General features: G+C 67.5%; 15 protein-coding genes. 12 read left to right on the plus strand and 3 right to left on the minus strand.

Features of this window, described 5'->3' with window-relative positions:
• Positions 1-106: 106 nt before the first annotated feature.
• Positions 107-955 (plus strand): SDR family NAD(P)-dependent oxidoreductase, encoded by an 849-nt coding sequence (locus KRX52_RS04965; RefSeq protein WP_217680056.1) that lies wholly within the window; start codon positions 107-109, stop codon positions 953-955.
• A gap of 137 nt (positions 956-1,092) precedes the next feature.
• Complete coding sequence (locus KRX52_RS04970; protein ID WP_217680057.1) at positions 1,093-2,121, plus strand: 3-ketosteroid-9-alpha-monooxygenase, oxygenase component; 1,029 nt, start codon at positions 1,093-1,095, stop codon at positions 2,119-2,121.
• A gap of 247 nt (positions 2,122-2,368) precedes the next feature.
• Here KRX52_RS04970 and KRX52_RS04975 read toward each other — a convergent pair whose 3' ends face one another.
• Both KRX52_RS04975 and KRX52_RS04980 read right to left on the minus strand, forming a co-directional pair.
• Positions 2,369-2,539 (minus strand): hypothetical protein, encoded by a 171-nt coding sequence (locus tag KRX52_RS04975; protein ID WP_217680058.1) that lies wholly within the window; start codon positions 2,537-2,539, stop codon positions 2,369-2,371.
• Positions 2,540-2,734: 195 nt separating this feature from the next.
• On the minus strand, positions 2,735-3,976 hold the full coding sequence (locus KRX52_RS04980) for an NADH:flavin oxidoreductase (RefSeq protein ID WP_217680059.1): 1,242 nt from the start codon (positions 3,974-3,976) through the stop codon (positions 2,735-2,737).
• A gap of 371 nt (positions 3,977-4,347) precedes the next feature.
• Here KRX52_RS04980 and KRX52_RS04985 point away from each other — a divergent pair, with 371 nt between their 5' ends.
• The 9 genes from KRX52_RS04985 (at position 4,348) to KRX52_RS05025 (ending at position 12,639) form a co-directional block, all read left to right on the plus strand.
• Entirely contained in the window at positions 4,348-5,226 is an 879-nt protein-coding gene (locus tag KRX52_RS04985; protein ID WP_217680060.1) for an SDR family NAD(P)-dependent oxidoreductase, read from the plus strand.
• Positions 5,227-5,368: 142 nt separating this feature from the next.
• Positions 5,369-6,088, plus strand: a complete 720-nt coding sequence (locus KRX52_RS04990) for an EthD domain-containing protein (RefSeq protein WP_217680061.1) — start codon at positions 5,369-5,371, stop codon at positions 6,086-6,088.
• Positions 6,089-6,375: 287 nt separating this feature from the next.
• Complete coding sequence (locus KRX52_RS04995) at positions 6,376-6,807, plus strand: nuclear transport factor 2 family protein (RefSeq protein ID WP_217680062.1); 432 nt, start codon at positions 6,376-6,378, stop codon at positions 6,805-6,807.
• Between the two features lie 227 nt (positions 6,808-7,034).
• Positions 7,035-7,784: an electron transfer flavoprotein subunit beta/FixA family protein gene (locus KRX52_RS05000; protein ID WP_217680063.1), complete on the plus strand. Its 750-nt coding sequence runs from the start codon at positions 7,035-7,037 to the stop codon at positions 7,782-7,784.
• 1 nt (position 7,785) lies between these two features.
• Positions 7,786-8,715 carry an electron transfer flavoprotein subunit alpha/FixB family protein gene (locus KRX52_RS05005; protein WP_217680064.1) on the plus strand — a complete coding sequence of 310 codons (930 nt, stop codon included), beginning with the start codon at positions 7,786-7,788 and terminating at the stop codon, positions 8,713-8,715.
• A 107-nt stretch (positions 8,716-8,822) separates the two neighbouring features.
• The gene (locus KRX52_RS05010) at positions 8,823-9,590 is read left to right on the plus strand and encodes an enoyl-CoA hydratase/isomerase family protein (RefSeq protein WP_217680065.1); all 768 of its coding nucleotides are present in this window, start codon (positions 8,823-8,825) and stop codon (positions 9,588-9,590) included.
• A gap of 121 nt (positions 9,591-9,711) precedes the next feature.
• Entirely contained in the window at positions 9,712-10,875 is a 1,164-nt protein-coding gene (locus KRX52_RS05015; protein ID WP_217680066.1) for a Re/Si-specific NAD(P)(+) transhydrogenase subunit alpha, read from the plus strand.
• 11 nt (positions 10,876-10,886) lie between these two features.
• The gene (locus KRX52_RS05020; protein ID WP_217680067.1) at positions 10,887-11,201 is read left to right on the plus strand and encodes an NAD(P) transhydrogenase subunit alpha part 2; all 315 of its coding nucleotides are present in this window, start codon (positions 10,887-10,889) and stop codon (positions 11,199-11,201) included.
• Between the two features lies 1 nt (position 11,202).
• On the plus strand, positions 11,203-12,639 hold the full coding sequence (locus tag KRX52_RS05025) for an NAD(P)(+) transhydrogenase (Re/Si-specific) subunit beta (protein WP_217680068.1): 1,437 nt from the start codon (positions 11,203-11,205) through the stop codon (positions 12,637-12,639).
• Positions 12,640-12,756: 117 nt separating this feature from the next.
• Here the strand turns inward: KRX52_RS05025 and KRX52_RS05030 are convergent, their stop codons facing one another.
• Complete coding sequence (locus tag KRX52_RS05030) at positions 12,757-12,936, minus strand: hypothetical protein (protein ID WP_217680069.1); 180 nt, start codon at positions 12,934-12,936, stop codon at positions 12,757-12,759.
• A gap of 375 nt (positions 12,937-13,311) precedes the next feature.
• Here KRX52_RS05030 and tcuA point away from each other — a divergent pair, with 375 nt between their 5' ends.
• A complete protein-coding gene (gene tcuA, locus KRX52_RS05035) occupies positions 13,312-14,775 on the plus strand; it encodes an FAD-dependent tricarballylate dehydrogenase TcuA (RefSeq protein ID WP_217680070.1) in 1,464 nt (487 codons plus the stop codon).
• The last annotated feature ends 7 nt before the right edge of the window (positions 14,776-14,782 follow it).

Below are 14,782 nucleotides of genomic sequence, written 5' to 3' on the forward strand. Positions count from 1 at the left end.
GGTCCGTATTGACGATGCTGAGCGGTATGTCCGGCGCCAAGACTTGACCTGTAGGGGCGAATGAATTCACCCCTACAGGTCGGGGATTCAATTCAAGGAGTCTGCAATGAACAAGGTGGCATTCATCACCGGCGCCAGCCGGGGCATCGGCCGGGCGACGGCGCTGGCCTTTGCCCGCGCCGGCTTCGACGTGGCGATCAGCGCGCGTACGCTGGAGGAGGGTGAGAGCCACCAGCACGCGCTGCGCAACCCGGATGGCACGCCGCTGACCGGCAGCCTGGGCGCGACCGCCGCGGCGGTGCGCGAGCTGGGCCGCGAGGTGTTCGTGGTGCGCATGGACCTGCTCGACGGCGACTCGGTGTGCGCCGCCTGCGCCGCGGTGCTTGAGCACTTCGGGCGCATCGACGTGCTGGTCAACAATGCCATCTACCAGGGCAGCGACCTCAACCTGCCGTTCCTCGAGCTCGAGGCGGAAACCCTGCTGCGCGTCTACCAGGGCTACCTGCTGGCGCCCTTCCTGGCCACCCGCGCGGTGCTGCCGCAGATGCTCGAGCGCGGCGACGGGGTGATCATCAACGTCACCTCCGGCGCCGGCGAGAGCGATCCGCCGGTGGCGGCCGGGCGCGGCGGCTGGGGTTACGCCTACGGCGCCGGCAAGGCCACGGTGTCGCGCCTGTCCGGGGTGCTGAGTACCGAACTGGGCGAGCGCGGCATCCGCGCCTTCACCCTCAACCCCGGCGTGGTCACCACCGAGGCGCTGAAGGCGACCATCGGCGACAAGGGCGTCATCGCCCTGCGCGGCGGCGTGGCGCCGCCCGAGGTGCCGGCGCAGGTGATGCTCTGGCTGGCCACCGCCGCCGAGGCCGCGGGGTTCCAGAAGCGCACCATCGCCGCCCAACCGTTCGCCCTCGAGCAGGGCATCGTCGCCGACTGGCGGGTGCCGGTCGGCGCCTGAAATCGCCGTTTCTAGTCCAAGCGGATGATGAGCGCGCGGCGTCTCTCGGTGAAGATCGACGGACGTTGCCGTCCGGCCCGCCCTGAGACGCGGCCCGACGGCAACCTGTCTTGCGTGCGCTCAACGGAGAAAGCCTGATGACCAATAACAACAGCAACAATACCCTGCCAGCCCGCTACGCCAGAGGCTGGCACTGCCTGGGTGTCGCCGACGACTACCGCGACGGCAAGCTGCACACCCTGAACATCTTCGGCTCCCGCCTGGTGGCGTTCGCCGAAGACAGCGGCAAGATCAATCTCCTCGACGCCCACTGCCCGCACATGGGCGCCGACCTCTCGCAGGGCACCCTGGAAGGCAACCGCGTGGTTTGCCCGTTCCACCACTGGCAGTTCGAGGGCAGCGGCCGCTGCGCCGAAATCCCCTACTGCGAACGCATCCCGCCCAAGGCCAAGACTCGCTCCTGGCTGACCTGCGAGGAGAACGGCCTGCTGTTCGTCTGGAACAACCCGGAAGGCAAGGCCCCGGCCGCGGACGTGGTGATCCCGCACCTGCCGGAAATCGACAGCGACGAGTGGTCGCACGACTGGCACCTCGACACCCTGGTCATCGATACCCACCCGCGCGAGCTGGTCGACAACCTCGCCGACGCCCAGCACTTCGGCCCGGTGCACGGCACCCCGACCAAGTTCTTCGCCAACGTGTTCGAGGGCCACATCGCCCACCAGATCTTCCACGGCGACTCCATCCGCCTGGGCGGCGACCTGGTCGCCGAGTCGGCCTACTTCGGCCCGGCCACCCACTTCACCCGCATGCGCGCGGTGTTCGAAGGCATGGAAGTGCACTCCATCCTGCTCAACTGCCACGTGCCGATCACTGCCAACAGCTTCGAGCTGCGCTTCGGCTGCCTGGTGAAGAAGATGCCGGGCTGGAGCGAGGAGCAGAACGAGGCGCTGGCCAAGGAGTACGTGCAGCAGAACCGCACCTCCTTCTACCAGGACGTGGACATCTGGAAGCACAAGGTGTGCATCAACAACCCGGTGCTGGCCGAGGGCGACGGCCCGGTCTACCAGCTGCGCGAGTGGTACCAGCAGTTCTTCACCGACGAGGCCGAGGTGCCGGCCTTGATGCGCGAGCGTCGCGAGATCGTCACCGTCGACAAACGCTGATCCGCCCACCACACGCAAACCGCCCGGCATTCGCCGGGCGGTTTCGTTTCGGTATCAGGGAAGCATCGACTCCGGGCGGGGGTAGCCCGGCATTGGGGGGGCTGGACGGCGCCGGGGTGTGCGCAGTCAGGCTGAGTGGAGACGCTGGCAGTGTCTTCATTTACGCGCAGGTGGGAATCCAGAAGGCTCATGGCGCTCGGGCTCCCGGCTGCGCAGGAGCGCCGCTAACCGGCTGTTCAGCGCAGCCCTAGAGGAACAGCTGGCCGAGCGAAATGGTGGGCGCAACGAAATGTGCCGGGCAGTGCTGGCAGCTGTTCGCCTGGGCGAGCAACGCGGGCTGGCCAACAGGCAGCAGGGCGGGAGAAAGGGTGGTGAAGGTAGAGAAGAGGGTCAGGTAGATCAGCTTTCTTGTTTTCATTATTTTTGTTCTCGCTATCGAACTGCAGGCAGCGAGCCGACGCTTTGCGTCGCGCTTCGAAGCCACCATAGAAATCGGTAATGCCCTTGTCCTGGTCCAAATGGACTAGGGTCGACGGGCGGTGTCGCCGTGGATGCCCGCCGGTATTTTCGCGCTGGCGAGCGGGGTGTCGGGTGACTCGTCGCCCGAGCACCCTCAGGCGCGCGCCGGCTGGGCGTTGAGCTGCGCATCGCCCGGGGTGCCCAGCACGCAGCTGGTACCGCCCGGGGTGTACATCATGGCCACGCAGCGGTTGCAGGATGTGCAGCCAGTGGCGCCATTGCCGCCCGCGGCCAGCTTGTTGACGAACTCGGGATCGAAGATCAGCCCGCGGCCCAGGGCCACGGCCTCGAAGCCTTCGCCGAGCGCCTGAATGACATTGGCGGCGGTCTTCACCCCACCTAGGTAGGCCAGCGGCATGTCGACCGCGGCGCGCACCTGGCGCGCATGTTCGAGCAGGTACAGCTCGCGGAACTCCACCTTGGGTTCGGTGAGCTGCTGGATCGCCATGGCCGCGCGGACGATGGGGTTGCTGACGCTGACGCGGTTTTCCTTGGGGAAGGACGAGCCGAACAGGGTGGTGGTGGACTCGACGTTCATCCCCGCGCTCAGCACCAGCAGGTGGGCGCCTTCGCGCTCGAGGATGCGCGCCACTTCGGCGCCGTCCTCGGCGGTGTGGCCGCCCTTGGCCCCCTCGGTGACGCTGTACTTGCAGATCACCGCCAGGTCGCGGCCCACCGCCTCCAGCACGCGGTGCAGCACCAGGGCGGGGAAGCGCAGGCGCTTGTCGAGGCTGCCGCCCCAGTCATCGCGGCGCCGGTTGTACAGCGGCGAGATGAACTGGCTGAGCAGGTAGCCGTGGCCCATGTGGATCTCCACGGCGTCGAAGCCAGCCTCGCGGGCGAGCAGCGCGGCCTGGGCGAACTCGCCGGCGATGCGCTGCATGTCGGCCTCGCTCATCGCCTGCTTGAGGAAGCGCCCACTCATGATGCCGACCTTGTTGAAGCCGCCGCTGGCCGACAGCGGCCGGCGGGTGGACAGCTCTTCGAGGAAGGTGAAGCAGCCGCCATGGGTGATCTGTGCCGAGGCCGCGCCGCCGTGGCGGTGCACCGCATCGGTCAGCACGCGCAGGTGGGGCACGGCGTCGCGGTCGAGGGTGATCTGGTCGGGGAAGGTGCGCCCGTCGCGGCTCACCGCGCAGTAGGCCACGGTGGTCAGCGCGGTGCCGCCGGCGGCCATCGCCTCGTGAAAGCGCACCAGCTGCTTCGACGGCGTGCCGCCGCGGGCCATGCCCTCGTTGGTGGCGGACTTGATGAAGCGGTTCTTCAGCGTCAGCGGGCCGATCTTCAGCGGGCTGAACGGCGACGGCGAGGCGGGCAGGATCTTGTTGTTATGCATGCTGAGTCCCAGCGAATCGACTTCAGGTGGCAGGCAGGGCGCCGGGCACAGGCGCACCCGTTGCTGCCGGTGGCGGGCCCACAGGAGCCCGATGCGATGTCCCTACCATAGATAGCGGCGTAGGGGGCCACCTCGTCCGAACAGACTAACGGCCGGCAGGCGTGCGCCGCATCGGCCACTGGGCGGTTAGTCCCATCGGACGATGCAGGCGGGCGGCGCGATGTCGACGATCCGGATAGCCCTTGTAGGGGCGGGTTCATTCGCCAATAGGCCGCCAAGGCGAATGAATTCGCCCCTACACAGACCTAACAGCCGCGATGTTGTCCGCCGTCGGATGGCCGCGCGGCGCACAGCCACCGAGAGGATCAGACATGAGTTGCGATAATCGCCAGGTCGCCGTAGTCACCGGCGCCAGTCGCGGCGTCGGCAAGGGCATCGCCCTCGCGCTGGGCACCGCCGGCATGGTCGTCTACGTCACCGGCCGCTCGACCACGGCCAGCGGCTCGCAGCTGCGCGGCCAGGTGCTGCCGGGCACCATCCAGGAAACCGCCGAGGCGGTGACCCGCGCCGGCGGGCTGGGTATCGCCGTGGCCTGCGACCATGGCGACGATGCGCAGGTGAAGGCGCTGTTCGAGCGGGTCGGCCGCGAGCAGGGGCGTCTCGATCTGCTGGTCAACAACGCCACCTTTCTCCACGAGAACCTCATCGATCCCGGTCCGTTCTGGGAAAAGCCGCTGGAGCTGGTCGGCATCCTCGACGTGGGGCTGCGCTCGGCCTACGTCGCCAGCTACTACGCCGCGCCGCTGCTGGTGGCGGGCGGCCACGGGCTGATCGCCTTCGTGTCCTCCTACGGCGCCGGCTGCTACATGCACGGACCGGCCTACGGGGCGCAGAAGGCCGGCTGCGACAAGCTGGCCGCCGACATGGCCGTCGACCTCGAAGGCAGCGGAGTCGCCGCGCTGTCGCTGTGGCTGGGCCCGCAGCGCACCGAACGCACCGCCATCGCCAGCGAGGAGCGCGCCGACCAGTACGAAGCCTTCCTCGCCCAGGCGGAAACCCCCGAGTTCAACGGCCGGGTGATCCACGCCCTGCTCAACGACCCGGAGCTGGCCAGCCTCAGCGGCCAGACCCTGGTGACCGCCGAGCTGGCGCCGGGTTACGGCATCAGCGAGGAGGGCGGCCGCCTGCCGCCGTCATACCGCGAGCAGCTGGGCGCGCCGCGCGTGCCCCATCCGGCGCGGGTGATCTGAAAGGCACGCGATCCGCAGGGACGAATCCGTTTGCCTTGGTGGAGTATCCGGGCGAATGAATTCGCCCCTACAACGGAATTGGTATACAGCGTCCGAAACGAAGGTCCGGGCGTTTTCCACCCCCCTTAAAGGCAGCGCATCCATGGAAAAAGTCGTCTACGTCGTCTGGCGCGAGCGCCAGACCAGTCCCGAAGAATTCGCCAGCCGCCTGCGCGGCGAGGTCGCCGAACAGCTGCTGGCGCTCGGCGCCCGCGGCCTGCAGGTGAACGTCGCCGACGCCGCCGTCGAGCCTGCCGCCGGCCTGCGCCAGGCGAACCTGCAGCCGCTGATGGACGGCACGGTGTCGCTGTGGCTGGACAGCGCCATCGCCCAGTTCCGTCGCCCGTTCGATGCGGTGATCGCCGATGCGGTCGAGCGTCTGGCCGCCTATCTGGTCACCGAGTCGGTGCCGATCCGCAATAGCCGCTTCCCGGCCACTCCCGGCGAGCGCACCCACGGCTTCGCCCAGCTGGCCTTCCTCACTCGCCCGCCGCGTCTCACCCACGAGGCCTGGCTGGACATCTGGCACAACCGGCATACCCAGGTGGCCATCGACACCCAGGACAACTTCCAGTACGTACAGAACGTGGTGGTGCGCCCGCTGACCCGCGGCGCGCCGGCCATCGACGCCATCGTCGAGGAGTGCTTCCCGCCGGCGGCGATGACCGACCCGCAGAGCTTCTTCGACGCCCCGGGCGATGAGGAGAAGTTCCGCCGCAACCTGGCGGCGATGATGGAAAGCTGCAAGCGCTTCATCGACTACGACAAGATCGACGTGCTGCCGACCAGCCAGTACCTGATCGCCAGGCCGGCCGCCGGCTGAGTGCGGCCCGTGCCGGCAACAAGGGTCTGGAGTCCGGTGCTGGGGAGCTCCGGGTGGTTCTTTACCGACCACGCTGGGCAAGCGCGCGGACAGGGTGCGGAATCACCCAGCGGGAGAGAATTCATTCGCCTGAGCTGATGGATTGGCCCCTGCAACGGATCGAGTAGTCGATACCCGGTGGCCTGCGAGATCGTCTGCCCGGACGATTCTCCGCCATGCGTAAGTCGCCAGACTCGGGGACCACGCGGACCCGACGGGTCCGCAAAGTCGACGACGAGGGAAACGCCATGAGTCTGCACGCACGCATCGCCCGCCTTGAGGCGCTGGAAGCGATCCAGCGCCTCAAGCATCGCTATTTCAACGCCTGTGACCTCAAGCAGGTCGAGGTAATCCGCGACTGCTTCGCTGAGGGCGCGATCCATATCGATTTCGGCCCGATCGGCACCTTCCTCGACCGCGACAGCTTCGTCGCAGTCTACCGGGAGATGGCTTGTCAGCCGCGAGTGATCGACCTGCACCACGGCGCCAACCCGGAGATCGATCTGCTCGGCGAGGATGAAGCCGTGGCGCGCTGGGCCCTGTGCTACTTCAACCTCGATGGCGAGACCGGCGCCACCCGTCAGCTGGGTGGCTTCTACCGGGATCGCTATCGCCTGATCGATGGCCAGTGGCGCATCGTGGAAAGCGTGTTCCGCGGGCACTACGAGACCGCGCGCTGAGCCTGGCTGGTCATGCGAGGGAGTCGACGGGGATCGTAACGATCCCCGTCTTTTTTTGCCCACTCGCAGGTGCCGGACGAGAGAGGATGGCGCTGACAGCGCAGATGCTGGTGTCTGCATCGGATCGACGAAGTTCACCACCGCTCCACTAGTTCAAGTGAACGATGCTCGGCGATGTTCCTGCGCCATAGGCTTCATGCAACTGCTCGAAATACGTTGGAGGTTGCATGAAAGTCCTGGTCCCCGTGAAACGCGTGGTCGATTACAACGTCAAGGTCCGGGTCAAGGCCGACAACAGCGGCGTCGACCTGGCCAACGTGAAGATGGCGCTCAATCCCTTCTGCGAGATCGCCATGGAGGAAGCGGTGCGCCTCAAGGAAAAGGGCATCGCCAGCGAAGTGGTAGTGGTTTCGGTCGGCCCGAGCGCCGCCCAGGAACAGCTGCGCACCGCCCTGGCCCTCGGCGCCGACCGCGCCGTGCTGGTCGAGTGCGACGCCGAGCTGGGCTCGCTGGCGGTGGCCAAGCTGCTCAAGGCCGTGGTCGACCAGGAGCAGCCGCAACTGGTGATCCTCGGCAAGCAAGCCATCGACAGCGACAACAACCAGACCGGCCAGATGCTCGCCGCGCTGACCGGCTTCGCCCAGGGCACCTTCGCCTCGAAGGTCGAGATCTCCGAGGGCAAAGCCACGGTGACCCGCGAGGTCGATGGCGGCCTGCAGACCGTGGCCCTGCAATTGCCCGCCATCGTCACCACCGACCTGCGCCTCAACGAGCCGCGTTATGCCTCCTTGCCCAACATCATGAAGGCCAAGAAGAAGCCGCTCGACGTGCTGACTCCCGACGCCCTTGGCGTGTCCACCGCTTCGACCGTGAAGACCCTCAAGGTCGAAGCCCCGGCTGCACGCAGCGCCGGCATCAAGGTCAAGTCGGTGGCCGAACTGGTCAAGAAACTGCAGAATGAAGCGAAGGTGATCTGAGATGGCAATCCTGGTAATCGCTGAACACAACAACAGTGCCCTGGCTGCCGCCACCCTCAACACCGTGGCCGCCGCCGCCCAGATCGGTGGCGATGTCCACCTGCTGGTCGCCGGTGCCGGCTGCGCCGCGGTGGCCGAGGCCGCCGCTCAGGTCGCGAGCGTGGCCAAGGTGCTGGTCGCCGACCACACGGTCTACGCCCACCAATTGCCGGAAAACCTCGCGCCGCTGGTTGTCGAGCTTGGCAAGGGTTACAGCCACGTGCTGGCCCCGGCGACCAGCAACGGCAAGAACGTGCTGCCGCGCGTCGCCGCACTGCTCGACGTCGAGCAGATCTCCGAGATCGTCAAGGTGGTGAGCGCCGACACCTTCCAGCGGCCGATCTACGCCGGCAACGCCATCGCCACCGTGCAGTCCAGCGCGGCGGTCAAGGTCATCACCGTGCGCGCCACCGGCTTCGACGCCGTCGCGGCCACTGGCGGTTCGGCCAGCATCGAGGCCATCGCCACCGTCAGCGATGCCGGCATTTCCGCTTTCGTCAGCGAGGAACTGGCCAAGTCCGAGCGCCCTGAGCTAACCGGCGCCAAGATCGTCGTCTCCGGCGGCCGCGGCATGCAGAACGGCGACAACTTCCAGTTGCTCTACGCGGTGGCCGACAAGCTCGGCGCCGCCGTGGGTGCCTCGCGTGCCGCAGTGGACGCCGGCTTCGTGCCCAACGACATGCAGGTCGGCCAGACCGGCAAGATCGTCGCGCCGCAGCTGTACGTCGCTGTCGGTATCAGCGGCGCCATCCAGCACCTGGCGGGCATGAAGGACTCCAAGGTGATCGTGGCGATCAACAAGGACGAGGAGGCGCCGATCTTCCAGGTCGCCGACTACGGCCTGGTCGCCGACCTGTTCGAGGCAGTACCCGAGCTGGAACGCGCCCTGTAACTCCAGACCGCACGATTGGCCCGATCCGCTGTAGGGGCGAATGAATTCGCCCCTACAGCGGAAATTGGCTTGATGCGATTGCCCTGCACCCATTCCGGGGGACTGCCATGACCGATTCACCTCTGCTCGTCGAGCGCAGCGGGGCCGTCGCCCACCTGCGTTTCAACCGTCCGGACGTGCTCAATGCCCTGAGTGTCGACCTTGCCCATGGCCTGCTGGAGGCCTGCCAGTCGCTGGCCGGCGACAGCGCCGTGCGCGTCGTCGTGCTCAGTGGCAACGGCCGTGCCTTCATGGCCGGCGGCGACCTGGCGGCGATGCGCGCCGCGCCGGTGGAGGCCGCCGACGCGCTGATCCGCCCGCTGCACCAGGCCGTGCAGCTGCTCGCCGAGATGCCCCAGCCGGTGCTGGCCAGCGTGCACGGCGCCGCTGCCGGCGCCGGCATGAGTCTGGTGCTGGGCGCCGACCTGGCCATCGCCTCCGAGGGCACGCGCTTCAGCTTCGCCTACACCGACATCGCCACCAACTGCGACGGCGGCGCCTCCTGGGCGCTGCCGCGTCTGCTCGGACTGCGCCAGGCGCTGGAGATCGCTCTGCTGGCCGAGCCGTTCGACGCCGCCGAGGCGCTGCGCCTGGGGCTGCTCAACCGCGTGGTGGCTGCCGAGAGTCTGGCCGAAGCGACTCTTGAAATGGCCGAGCGTCTGGCCGGGCGTGCGCCGCACGCGCTGGCCAGCCTCAAGCGCCTGCTGCGCCAATCGCTACAGCAGCCACTGGCCGAACAGCTCGCCGCCGAGCACCGGGGCTTTCTCGACTGCGCCGGCCGCCCCGAGTTCGTCGCCGCCATCGACGCCTTCTACGCCCGGCGCAAGCGCGGCTGAACAGCACATCAATCGTTGCAGGGGCGAGTTCATTCGCCCGGATACCCGCCAAGGCGAATGAATTCGCCCCTACTGGCCGGGAATCGGCCTGCTTCAAGATCCAGAAATCAAGGAGAGCGGAATGCACATCGGTATTCCCCGCGAAATCCACGCCGGAGAAACCCGCGTGGCCGCCACGCCGGAGACGGTGAAGAAACTCGTCAGCCAGGGCCACCAGGTCATCGTCCAGTCGGGCGCCGGCCTCACTGCCTGCATCCCGGATGACGCCTTTGCCGCCGCTGGCGCCCGCATCGGCAAGGCCGCCGAGGCGCTCGGCGCCGGCCTGGTGCTCAAGGTGGTCGCCCCCGACGCCGCCGAGCTGGCGCTGATGCAGCCCGGCGCCGTGCTGGTCGGCATGCTCAATCCGTTCGACGACGCCAACCTGGCGCGCATGAGCGAGCGCGGCATCACCGCCTTCGCCCTCGAGGCCGCGCCGCGTACCTCGCGCGCGCAGAGCCTCGACGTGCTGTCCTCGCAGGCCAACATCGCCGGCTACAAGGCCGTGCTGCTGGCTGCCCACCACTACCCGCGCTTCATGCCGATGCTGATGACCGCCGCCGGCACCGTGAAGGCCGCCCGCGTGCTGGTGCTCGGCGCCGGCGTCGCCGGCCTGCAGGCCATCGCCACCGCCAAGCGTCTCGGCGCGGTGATCGAGGCCTCGGACGTGCGTCCGGCGGTGAAGGAGCAGATCGAGTCGCTGGGCGCCAAGTTCGTCGACGTGCCGTTCGAGACCGACGAGGAGCGCGAATGCGCCCAGGGCGTCGGCGGTTACGCGCGGCCGATGCCGGCGTCGTGGATGGAGCGTCAGGCCAAGGCGGTGCACGAGCGTGCCAAGCAGGCCGACATCATCATCACCACCGCACTGATCCCCGGCCGCAAGGCGCCGACCCTGCTCCACGAGGCCACCGTCGCCGCGATGAAGCCAGGCTCGGTGGTCATCGACCTGGCCGCGGCGCAGGGCGGCAACTGCCCGCTGACCGTCGCCGATCAGGTGGTGGTCAAGCACGGCGTGACCCTGGTCGGCCACAGCAACCTGGCCGCGCTGGTGCCGGCGGATGCCTCGGCGCTGTACGCGCGCAACCTGCTGGATTTCCTCAAGCTGGTCATCGACGGCGAAGGCAAGTTCCACCTCAACCGCGAAGACGACATTGTCGCCGCCTGCCTGATGTGCACCGAAGGGCAATTGGTGCGTACCAATGGCAACGTGCCCGCCGCCGCCGCTCCGGCCTCTAAAGCAACCGCATAAGGACCACCGCTATGGACCCGATCTCCGACGGTCTCTACAACCTGATCATCTTCGTGCTGGCGATCTACGTCGGCTACCACGTGGTCTGGAACGTCACCCCCGCGCTGCACACCCCGCTGATGGCGGTGACCAACGCCATTTCCGCCATCGTCATCGTCGGCGCCATGCTGGCTGCGGCGCTGACCGAAACCGGCCTGGGCAAGACCATGGGCACCCTCGCCGTGGCGCTGGCCGCGGTCAACGTGTTCGGCGGCTTCCTGGTCACCCGGCGCATGCTGGAAATGTTCAAGAAGAAAGACAAGCCGGCCAAGGCGGGGGAGCACTGAGATGAGCATGAACCTGATCACCGCCCTCTACCTGGTGGCCTCCATTTGTTTCATCCAGGCGCTCAAGGGCCTGTCGCACCCGACCAGCTCGCGGCGCGGCAACCTGTTTGGCATGGTCGGTATGGCCATCGCCGTACTCACCACCGTCGGCCTGATCTACAAGCTCGGCGCGCAGATGGGCGAGGGCGCCGGCATCGGCTACGTGCTGCTCGGCCTGCTGCTTGGCGGTAGCGCCGGCACGATCATGGCCAAGCGCGTCGAGATGACCAAAATGCCCGAGCTGGTCGCCTTCATGCACAGCATGATCGGCCTGGCCGCGGTGTTCATCGCCATCGCCGCGGTGGTCGAGCCACAGTCGCTGGGCATCGTCGCGCAGCTGGGCGACGCCATCCCGGCCGGCAACCGCCTGGAGCTGTTCCTCGGCGCGGCCATCGGCGCCATCACCTTCTCCGGTTCGGTGATCGCCTTCGGCAAGCTCTCCGGCAAATACAAGTTCCGCCTGTTCCAGGGCGCCCCGGTGACCTTCGCCGGCCAGCACTGGCTGAACCTCGCCGTCGGTCTGGCGATCCTCGGCCTGGGCCTGGCCTTCACCTTCTCGGGTGACCTGACCGCGTTCGCCGTACTGGTGGCGCTGGCCTTCGTGATCGGCGTGCTGATCATCATCCCGATCGGCGGCGCCGACATGCCGGTGGTGGTGTCGATGCTCAACAGCTACTCGGGCTGGGCGGCCGCCGGCATCGGCTTCTCGCTGAACAACTCGATGCTGATCGTCGCCGGCTCGCTGGTGGGTTCCTCGGGTGCGATCCTCTCCTACATCATGTGCAAGGCGATGAACCGCTCGTTCTTCAACGTCATCCTCGGCGGCTTCGGCAGTGAGGCCGGCGCCGCAGTGGCGGGCAGCCAGGAGCAGCGCCCGGTGAAGTCCGGCTCGGCCGACGACGCCGCCTTCCTGCTGGGCAACGCCGACACGGTGATCATCGTCCCCGGCTACGGCCTGGCGGTGGCCCGTGCCCAGCATGCGTTGATGGAGCTGACCGAGAAGCTGACCCACCGCGGCGTGACCGTGAAGTACGCCATTCACCCGGTGGCCGGGCGCATGCCGGGGCACATGAACGTGCTGCTGGCCGAGGCCGAGGTGCCCTACGAGCAGGTGCACGAGATGGAGGACATCAACCCCGAGTTCGGCCAGGCCGACGTGGTGCTGGTGCTCGGCGCCAACGACGTGGTCAACCCCTCGGCGAAGACCGATCCGAAGTCGCCGATCGCCGGCATGCCGATCCTCGACGCGTACAAGGCGCGCACCGTGATCGTCAACAAGCGCTCGATGGCCAGCGGCTACGCGGGTCTCGACAACGAGCTGTTCTACATGGACAAGACCATGATGGTGTTCGGCGACGCCAAGAAGGTGGTCGAGGACATGGTCAAGGCGGTGGAGTAACCCACCACCTTGAGTAACCGACGCCGTCCTCGGGCGGCGTCGGTGTGTTTTCAGCAGGCGCAATCGGCACTTCAGCGCCTGGAGTCGACGCGCTCGGCAGAGCAGGCGCGGCAGTGGTCAGAGCAGCATCGCTGGCCAGCCGTGTAGCGGGGGCATGACGCAGCCGTGGAAAGACAGGGCTGCCGGACACGAATCGGCCGTGTGGCTGCTCATGCTGCTCTCGTAGTTGCCGCCGAAAGCGATCACCAGGCTGACGACCAGGGTTCCTGTCAGCCAGACATAGCCAGCGATACTCATGACACGGCTCCTCTGCTTGCTCTTGTTGTTGGCGGAGGTTGTGCGGTCCATGCGCTTGCAGGCGACACCGCTGGTTGCGCTTCGGTGTATGGCCTTGCGACACGGTTCCTGTCAGGACTCAGCTTAGCCCGCATCGGGCGGGGTTGTATTCATGAAAATCGAATGATCTGTTCGGTTTAAGCGGACCGTGGCAGGCGCGCTTTTCGCTTCTCTCGGCAGTCTCCCGGCGCATGCGGTGAGTGATCGAGACTGGGATGCGGCGCCCGCCATCTTGCAACTTAACTGAACAACCTCTTCGTCCCGGCGGCCTGTCATCCCCGCCGTCCCCTGCAAATAATCCGCCCCAACAGGTCAGCGGATTCGAGGAAGGGGACCATGCAGGATTTCGACGTCATAGTGATTGGTGGGGGCAACGCGGGGCTGTGCGCCGCACTGTCGGCCCACGAGCAGGGCGCGCGGGTGGCCTTGCTGGAGCGTGCCCCCGAGGAGCAGCGCGGCGGCAACTCGGCGCACACCGGCGGCGCCTTCCGCGTCGCCTACCGCGGGGTCGACGACCTGCGCCAGCTGATGCCAGACCTGCTCGACAGCGAGATCGAGAGCAGCGACTTCGGCAGCTACACCCAGGACGATTTCTACGGCGAGCTGGCCGCGCAGAGCCAGTACCGCGCCGACCCCGAAGTGCTCGACACCGTGGTTAGCGAGAGCCTCGACACCCTGAGCTGGATGACCCGCCAGGGCGTGCGCTTCATGCCGATCTACGGGCGCCAGGCGTTCAAGGTCGACGGCAAGTACAAGTTCTGGGGCGGCCTCACCGTCGAGGTGTCCGGCGGCGGCCTGGGCCTGGTCGAGGCGCTGATGCGCCGCGCCGAGCGCAATGGCATCGAGCTGCACTATGGCTGCCGAGCGCAGAAGATCGGCCGCGCCGACGGCCGCTGGCAGGTCGAGTGCGCCGATGGCCGACGCTTCTCCGCGAACGGGCTGATCCTCGCCACCGGCGGTTTCCACGGCAACCTCGAATGGCGCGCCAAGTACCTGGGGCCGGGCTGGGACCTGGCCAAGGTGCGCGGCTCGCGCTTCAACACCGGCGACGGCATCCGCATGGCCATGGACGTCGGCGCGGTGGCCCACGGCAACTGGTCGGGCTGCCACGCGGTGTTCTACGACGTCAACGCCCCCGAGCTGGGCGATCTCGACCTGCTCAACATGCAGAAGAACTACTTCCACCTCGGCGTGGTGGTGAACGCCGACGGCAAGCGCTTCGTCGACGAGGGCCTGGATTTTCGCAACTACACCTACTCGGGGATGGGCGCCAAGGTGCTGCAGCAGCCGGGCGGCGTCGCCTGGCAGCTGTTCGACCAGCACAGCGAACACCTGCTGCCCGACGAGTACCGCGTGCGCCACGCCACCCGCATCCAGGCCGACACCCTCGAGGAGCTGGCCGGCAAGCTCGAAGGCGTCAACGTCAACGCGCTGCTCGACACCCTCAAGGAATACAACGCCGCCGTGCGTCGCGAGGTGCCTTTCAACCCGGCGGTGCGCGACGGCCGCTCGACCCAGGGCCTGGCGATTCCCAAGTCGAACTGGGCCAACCCGCTGGAGCGCGGCCCCTTCGTCGCCTACGCGGTGACCTGCGGCATCACCTTCACCTTCGGCGGCCTCAAGGTGAACAGCGGGGCGCAGGTGATCGACGAGGACGGCCAGCCGATCCCCGGCCTGTACGCCGCCGGCGAGCTGGTCGGCAACCTCTACTACGTCAAGTACGCCGGCGGCGCCGGTCTCACCTCGGGTTCGGTGCTCGGCCGCATCGCCGGCGCGGCTGCTGCCAGCCAACAACAATAAGGAACCA

The sequence above is a fragment of the Geopseudomonas aromaticivorans genome (genome assembly GCF_019097855.1).
GTDB classification, from domain to species: domain Bacteria; phylum Pseudomonadota; class Gammaproteobacteria; order Pseudomonadales; family Pseudomonadaceae; genus Geopseudomonas; species Geopseudomonas aromaticivorans.

Bases quoted from the DNA above. Each gene is read 5' to 3' on its own strand.
- KRX52_RS05015 (WP_217680066.1), top strand. From the start codon at position 9,712: ATGCACATCGGTATTCCCCGCGAAATCCACGCCGGAGAAACCCGCGTG.
- KRX52_RS04995 (WP_217680062.1), top strand. From the start codon at position 6,376: ATGAGTCTGCACGCACGCATCGCCCGCCTTGAGGCGCTGGAAGCGATC.
- KRX52_RS04970 (WP_217680057.1), top strand. From the start codon at position 1,093: ATGACCAATAACAACAGCAACAATACCCTGCCAGCCCGCTACGCCAGA.
- KRX52_RS04985 (WP_217680060.1), top strand. From the start codon at position 4,348: ATGAGTTGCGATAATCGCCAGGTCGCCGTAGTCACCGGCGCCAGTCGC.
- KRX52_RS04975 (WP_217680058.1), bottom strand. From the start codon at position 2,539: ATGAAAACAAGAAAGCTGATCTACCTGACCCTCTTCTCTACCTTCACC.
- KRX52_RS04980 (WP_217680059.1), bottom strand. From the start codon at position 3,976: ATGCATAACAACAAGATCCTGCCCGCCTCGCCGTCGCCGTTCAGCCCG.
- KRX52_RS04990 (WP_217680061.1), top strand. From the start codon at position 5,369: ATGGAAAAAGTCGTCTACGTCGTCTGGCGCGAGCGCCAGACCAGTCCC.
- tcuA (WP_217680070.1), top strand. From the start codon at position 13,312: ATGCAGGATTTCGACGTCATAGTGATTGGTGGGGGCAACGCGGGGCTG.
- KRX52_RS05010 (WP_217680065.1), top strand. From the start codon at position 8,823: ATGACCGATTCACCTCTGCTCGTCGAGCGCAGCGGGGCCGTCGCCCAC.
- KRX52_RS05025 (WP_217680068.1), top strand. From the start codon at position 11,203: ATGAGCATGAACCTGATCACCGCCCTCTACCTGGTGGCCTCCATTTGT.
- KRX52_RS04965 (WP_217680056.1), top strand. From the start codon at position 107: ATGAACAAGGTGGCATTCATCACCGGCGCCAGCCGGGGCATCGGCCGG.
- KRX52_RS05005 (WP_217680064.1), top strand. From the start codon at position 7,786: ATGGCAATCCTGGTAATCGCTGAACACAACAACAGTGCCCTGGCTGCC.
- KRX52_RS05030 (WP_217680069.1), bottom strand. From the start codon at position 12,936: ATGAGTATCGCTGGCTATGTCTGGCTGACAGGAACCCTGGTCGTCAGC.
- KRX52_RS05020 (WP_217680067.1), top strand. From the start codon at position 10,887: ATGGACCCGATCTCCGACGGTCTCTACAACCTGATCATCTTCGTGCTG.
- KRX52_RS05000 (WP_217680063.1), top strand. From the start codon at position 7,035: ATGAAAGTCCTGGTCCCCGTGAAACGCGTGGTCGATTACAACGTCAAG.